This is a genomic window from Catenibacterium sp. (assembly GCF_052354645.1).
GTDB lineage: Bacteria > Bacillota_I > Bacilli_A > Erysipelotrichales > Coprobacillaceae > Catenibacterium > Catenibacterium mitsuoka_A.
The window spans coordinates 1-4,670 of sequence record NZ_DAWDDM010000157.1 but is presented as its reverse complement, the minus strand read 5'-3'; the positions used below and the strand labels follow the sequence as shown (position 1 = coordinate 4,670).

At 32.3% G+C, this 4,670-nt stretch carries 7 protein-coding genes; 1 reads left to right on the top strand and 6 read right to left on the bottom strand.

Annotated elements, in window-relative coordinates; translation table 11 throughout:
* Positions 1 to 79: 79 nt before the first annotated feature.
* The 6 genes from ACT8VG_RS07560 to ACT8VG_RS07535 all read right to left on the bottom strand — a co-directional run bounded on the left by ACT8VG_RS07560 (position 80) and on the right by ACT8VG_RS07535 (position 4,167).
* Positions 80 to 784, bottom strand: coding sequence for a GntR family transcriptional regulator (locus tag ACT8VG_RS07560; protein WP_187011677.1), 705 nt, complete (start codon positions 782 to 784; stop codon positions 80 to 82).
* 57 nt (positions 785 to 841) lie between these two features.
* A complete protein-coding gene (gene yfcE, locus ACT8VG_RS07555; RefSeq protein WP_187011676.1) occupies positions 842 to 1,384 on the bottom strand; it encodes a phosphodiesterase in 543 nt (180 codons plus the stop codon).
* A 1-nt stretch (position 1,385) separates the two neighbouring features.
* The gene (locus ACT8VG_RS07550) at positions 1,386 to 2,132 is read right to left on the bottom strand and encodes an exodeoxyribonuclease III (protein WP_187011675.1); all 747 of its coding nucleotides are present in this window, start codon (positions 2,130 to 2,132) and stop codon (positions 1,386 to 1,388) included.
* A 23-nt stretch (positions 2,133 to 2,155) separates the two neighbouring features.
* Positions 2,156 to 2,779, bottom strand: coding sequence for a GyrI-like domain-containing protein (locus ACT8VG_RS07545; protein WP_129982278.1), 624 nt, complete (start codon positions 2,777 to 2,779; stop codon positions 2,156 to 2,158).
* Between the two features lie 225 nt (positions 2,780 to 3,004).
* Complete coding sequence (locus ACT8VG_RS07540) at positions 3,005 to 3,490, bottom strand: peptidylprolyl isomerase (protein WP_022425969.1); 486 nt, start codon at positions 3,488 to 3,490, stop codon at positions 3,005 to 3,007.
* A 98-nt stretch (positions 3,491 to 3,588) separates the two neighbouring features.
* Positions 3,589 to 4,167, bottom strand: a complete 579-nt coding sequence (locus ACT8VG_RS07535) for a cytidylate kinase-like family protein (RefSeq protein WP_117460093.1) — start codon at positions 4,165 to 4,167, stop codon at positions 3,589 to 3,591.
* Positions 4,168 to 4,278: 111 nt separating this feature from the next.
* Here ACT8VG_RS07535 and ACT8VG_RS07530 point away from each other — a divergent pair.
* A partial coding sequence (locus ACT8VG_RS07530; RefSeq protein WP_444195535.1) for an MBL fold metallo-hydrolase occupies positions 4,279 to 4,670 on the top strand: 392 nt, incomplete at its 3' end.

Genomic DNA, 4,670 nt, shown 5'->3' with positions numbered 1-4,670 from the left:
GTTATATTATTTGTATATTTTTACCACTTGTAAATAAATAGCAATATTAAAAGAGAACTATAACACATAGTTCTCTTAATTATTGTTCTACAATAACAGTTTGGAATTCAAAGTCTGCATAGTGACGACGATTGAATGTCAACTCAAATACAGAGCCATTAGAAAGGTATGTTGTCTGTTCTTCCTGAATATAAGGTTCCCCTTCACCTAGTCCTAAGAATGACTGTTCGAGTATTGTAGACAGTGCTGATGTGATCTTTAAATGACAACTCTGAACCGTCAAATGTAATTGATTGATTACATATTTATACAATGAATCCTTTAAGACTTCTGCTTTCAGGTTAACTAAACGATATAGCGGAATATATGTAATCTCTACACAATAAGGTTTTCCATCAACAGAACGATTTCTAATAATATGATAAACAAAGTCTCCTTCATCTATCTGTAGCTTTTCCGCTATTTTCTTATCACTTGGTATAACCTCAAATACTTTAATATCCGAAGTCACATCATGTCCTTCAAAACGCATAGAAAGACTGCGCATACGGACAGTTTCATTCTTTTCAGATACATTGAGTTCTTTCACAAATGTACCTGCTCCACGGCGACGAATAATGAGACCTTCTTTTACTAGAATCTCCAAAGCCTTCTTCATGGTTTCTTTATTACAATGGTAATTAACACATAACAAGTACTCGTAAGGAAGTTTCTGGCCCGAAGTATATTCTCCCGACTTAATCTTCTCTCTAATTGCATCTGCAATATCTCTATACTTTGCCACAAAACCACCTCCTCCTTAAAAATACCATACTTTAAAAAAGAATGCACTGTATAATTCTTATTTTGTAATTTTTTTACACCAAATCTTTTTATTTTCTAAATTATATAGTGTGAATGTTTCATTTTCATAAACTAAGAAACTCTTTACACCTTGTTTTGGTAAAGAAATAGAGTTTGGATTCACTGTGTAGAAGCCATGGTCTTCAAATACTGGAACATGATAATGTCCATAAAGGAATACATCACCCTTCTTTAAATAAGGCATATTGTCTTTATTGTATAAATGTCCATGAGTAATATAGAAATCATGTCCGTCTACATTAAGTAATGCATAATCACTTCTCATAGGGAAGTCTAAGACCATCTGGTCTACTTCTGCATCACAGTTACCTCTTACTGCAAGGATCTTATCTTTATATTTGTTTAATAAAGGAATACACTTTTTAGGTGCATAACCTTCTGGTAAGTCATTTCTAGGACCATGATATAAAATATCACCGAGGATAATTAAACGGTCTGGCTGCTCTTCATCAAAGTAGTGCATTACTTTTTCTAGGTCATTATAAGAACCATGAATGTCTGATATGATCATTAGTTTCATTTTATTCCATCTCCAATCCGATTGGGCAGTGATCACTACCAAGTATTTCACTATATATTAAACTCTCTTTTATTCTCTCTTTCAATGAATCAGAGACAATAAAATAGTCAATTCTCCATCCAGCATTTCTTTCTCTTGATTTAAACATATAACTCCACCATGTATAAGCATCCTTTTTATCTGGATAAAGATATCTGAATGTATCAATATAGCCATGAGATAAAAGTTCTGTCATCTTATTACGTTCCTGATCAGAGAAACCTGCATTATGATGATTGGATGAAGGGTTCTTTAAATCTATTTCATTATGAGCTACATTGAGGTCACCACAAAGGATGACAGGCTTATTAAGAGCATCTAAATAGGCAAGGAAGGCATCCTCCCATTCCATGCGATAATCAATTCTAGCAAGCTCTTTTTTAGAATTAGGTGTATAACATGTTACAAAGTAATAGTCTTCAAACTCTAATGTAATGACTCTTCCTTCCTGATCATGTTCCTCTATTCCTATTCCATAAGATACTGATAGTGGTTCTATTCGAGTAAGTACAGCTGTTCCACTATACCCCTTCTTAAGAGCATCATTAGTATAAAGTGTATAACCTGAGATATCTAATTCAATCTGATCTTTTTGCGCCTTAGTTTCCTGTAAGGCAAAAATATCAGCATTCAATGATTCAAAACTTTCTAAAAAACCTTTTTTTAAACAGGCACGAATGCCATTTACATTCCATGATACGTATTTCATATTCTCTCCTCAAAAAAAAGGAGCTAAAAAGCCCCTTCTCCATTTTCTGCAATCGCATAACGAACAATTGTTTTCAGTTTTTCACTTGGTGTCTTTTCATAATCATTTAAGTAGACTTCATGATGGAATCCTTCTAAACGCATATTTTGAATAGTAATAAATTCCATAATCTGCTTAGTTGTATTGATTTCAGTATTATAAGCACCCTTATGTAGCATCTGTACGCAATGTCCTTCTGTCATCCTCTTAAGATATATATCTACAATGTAAGGATTATCCTTCTTGTTAGCAGCTTTCTGTTTAATAATTTCAAATGTATTCGGATCTAGAAGCTTTGGTTGTGCCATCATTAAAGTGAACTTAATCATCTTCTTACGAGTAACGTCAAACTTTGAATTATCATAGGTATCCCATAATCCTTCTAGCGGTGAAATAAGATAAACAAGATTCTTTTCCTGTTTAAAATACTCTCTAATTTCTGCTGACATGATTCGAAGAGCTTTTGATTTTAAGTGGAACTCTTCTACTTCAGGATTACCGATTCCATCAATCATGATGAAATTGAATTCTGGAACATCAACAATGTCAATCTTCTTTGTTGATGCATCATATTGTTTTTTATACTCTTTACGTATACCTTCCTTCATACGGCGCCTCCTTTCTTAAACGTAAACATTATACAAAAATTCACATGAAAATACTACCATTTTAGTATTATTTCTAAAGAATGTCTTGATAATGTGTCAATTTCATTAATATACTTTTGGGCATTGATTTATAACTGACAACAAAAAAGCTATTCACAAAGAATAGCCTAGATTTACTGTCAGTACTATATTGTATCAAGATTTCAATATTTCGCAACAGTTTTTTTATAATAATTTCATTGTCTTGATAACCTGTGGTTCATTAGGCATATCATTCCAAGGTGATCTTTTAACATTCGCAATCTTATCTACTTCTTCTAATCCTTCAGTAATTAAACCAAAAGCAGCATAGTCACCATCTAGATGTGGTGCGTCAGCATGCATAATAAAGAACTGAGATGAAGCAGAATCCTTAACCATTGTTCTTGCCATCGATAAAACACCTCTTGTATGCTTTAGGTTATTAGTCACACCATTAGATGCAAATTCACCCTTGATAGATGCTGCTGGATGTTCTTTCATATCAGTATCATATCCACCACCCTGGATCATGAATCCTGGGATAACACGATGGAAGATTAAGCCATCAAAAAAGTTATTTTTAATTAAGTTCACAAAGTTTTCTACAGTAATAGGCGCTACTTCTGGATATAATTCACCCTTCATTACATTGCCATCCTGCATTTCAATTTCAAATAAGATTTTTTCCATGATTGTTCTCCTTTATTTGATTTCATCTTATTTTAACATATTTATTCTATCTCTAATAGTAAAAGCTGTAATAGATCATCTATTACAGCTTCTTATTATTATAATTTCTTATACATTTCCGCAATAATTTCAGCAGCTTCATCTAAACCATAATCACTATTAATAGTTAAGTCAAAATTCTTTAACTGACCCCATTTATTTGTTGTGTAGTAATTATAGTAGTTAGCTCTCTTCTTATCTCTTGAGATGACATACTTCTTTGTATTCTCATGCTCTTCTTTATATTCTTCTTCTACTCTCTTAATACGTGATTCAAGAGGTGCATGGACAAAGACTCTTAATACTTTATCATAATCTTCAAGAATATAATCAGCGCATCCATTTACTATGATACATGAATCGTTACTTGCAAGATGACGAATGATTTTAGATTGTGTTGCGAAAACCTGATCATTTAAAGGCATCTGGAAAGTGCCTCCAGCCATTCCATAAAGGAATCCTGAACTCTTTTCCTGAGATGCTTTCCTAATTGTTTCAATATCAAATCCAAGTTCCTGTGCAGCTAAATCAATAATCTGATTATCGTAATAAACAATTCCTAAAAGATTGGCTACTTTCTGTGCTATGATACGTCCTCCGGAACCATATTCTCTTGCGATTGTAATAATTTTAGGCATATGACAAAACCTCCTTCTATATGTTTATTTTATCACAAGTTTAAAAGAATATGTAAGAAACTTTATTGTAAATAATGAGATGTGCTATAATGCATGGGAAAGAGGTGGATTATGGAATACCATGTTTTAGCAAGTGGCTCTAAAGGAAACAGCACATTTATTGTAGAAAAAACTACAGGTATTTTAATAGATTGTGGTATCTCAAAGAAACAGCTTGTCTATCGATTAAAAGAAATTGGATATACAATAGATGATATAGATTATGTATTATTAACCCATGATCATACAGATCATAATAAGAATATACATATATTTGATAAAGAAATAGTATATACCGCAAAAGGTAATATAGAGGATCTAGATGAAGATCATGAACTTGTTCCTTATACAAGTTATACATTTGGTGATATAGATGTATATGTATTACGTCTTTCACATGATGCAACTAATCCTATTGGATTTATTTTTATTGGTGATGAAACACTTCTCTATATGACAGATAC

Bases quoted from the DNA above. Each gene is read 5' to 3' on its own strand.
- ACT8VG_RS07545 (WP_129982278.1), bottom strand. From the start codon at position 2,779: ATGAAGGAAGGTATACGTAAAGAGTATAAAAAACAATATGATGCATCA.
- ACT8VG_RS07535 (WP_117460093.1), bottom strand. From the start codon at position 4,167: ATGCCTAAAATTATTACAATCGCAAGAGAATATGGTTCCGGAGGACGT.
- ACT8VG_RS07540 (WP_022425969.1), bottom strand. From the start codon at position 3,490: ATGGAAAAAATCTTATTTGAAATTGAAATGCAGGATGGCAATGTAATG.
- ACT8VG_RS07550 (WP_187011675.1), bottom strand. From the start codon at position 2,132: ATGAAATACGTATCATGGAATGTAAATGGCATTCGTGCCTGTTTAAAA.
- yfcE (WP_187011676.1), bottom strand. From the start codon at position 1,384: ATGAAACTAATGATCATATCAGACATTCATGGTTCTTATAATGACCTA.